This is a genomic window from Microbispora amethystogenes, from assembly GCF_016863015.1.
GTDB lineage: Bacteria > Actinomycetota > Actinomycetes > Streptosporangiales > Streptosporangiaceae > Microbispora > Microbispora amethystogenes.
In genome coordinates this window covers 1-671 of record NZ_BOOB01000151.1, presented here as the reverse complement: position 1 = coordinate 671, position 671 = coordinate 1, and the positions used below count along the sequence as shown (strand labels likewise).

The following is a 671-nucleotide window of genomic DNA, read 5'->3' as shown; positions in this document are numbered from 1 at the left end:
GGACTTCGAGAAGACCTCCATCATCACCCGGCCGAACTGCGGCATGTCGGGCCAGCCGCGGCAGGAGACGAGGTTTCCGTCCACGACGTCGGGGGCGTCGATGACCGTCGCGCCCGCGTTCTCCATGTCACCGGTGATGGGGGGGAAGCAGGCCGTCTTGCGGCCCTTCAGCAGCCCGTACACGGCCGGCACCTGTGCGCCGTGGCACACCAGCGCGATCGGGAGGTTGCGCGCGAAGAAGTGCTCGGTGATGCGCCTGACGTCGGCGTCGGTCCGGATCCACTCGGGGGCGCGTCCCCCGGGGATGATGAGGGCGTCATAGCGCTCGACGTCGACCTCGGCCCAGGTCACGTCGACCGGCAGCTTCCGGCCGTTCTTCTCCACGTAGGCGTCGGAGTTCGGGTCGAACTCGTGGATGACCAGCTGAATGTCACGCATCGTCAATGACGAGACGTCGACGTCCCAGCCGCCCTCCTGCACGCGATAGTAGGGATACATGGTGTCGAGCTCCTCGGCGGCGTCGCCGGTAAGGAGCAGCGCTCTGGGCACCTGCTTCTCCTCGCAACTGGGGACGAATGCGGTGGATCCGATCCAATCCGATCCGATTGGGTTAGCATTCCTCGGCCCGGCCCGCCCGTCAAGCCTTTACGCCATTCCGTCCGCGTCCTTGA

General features: G+C 66.3%; 1 protein-coding gene. It reads right to left on the bottom strand.

Annotated elements, in window-relative coordinates; translation table 11 throughout:
• Positions 1-549, bottom strand: a 549-nt coding sequence (locus tag Mam01_RS36120; protein ID WP_204289704.1) for a DJ-1/PfpI family protein, incomplete at its 3' end; no start/stop codon positions are given.
• Positions 550-671 lie beyond the last annotated feature (122 nt).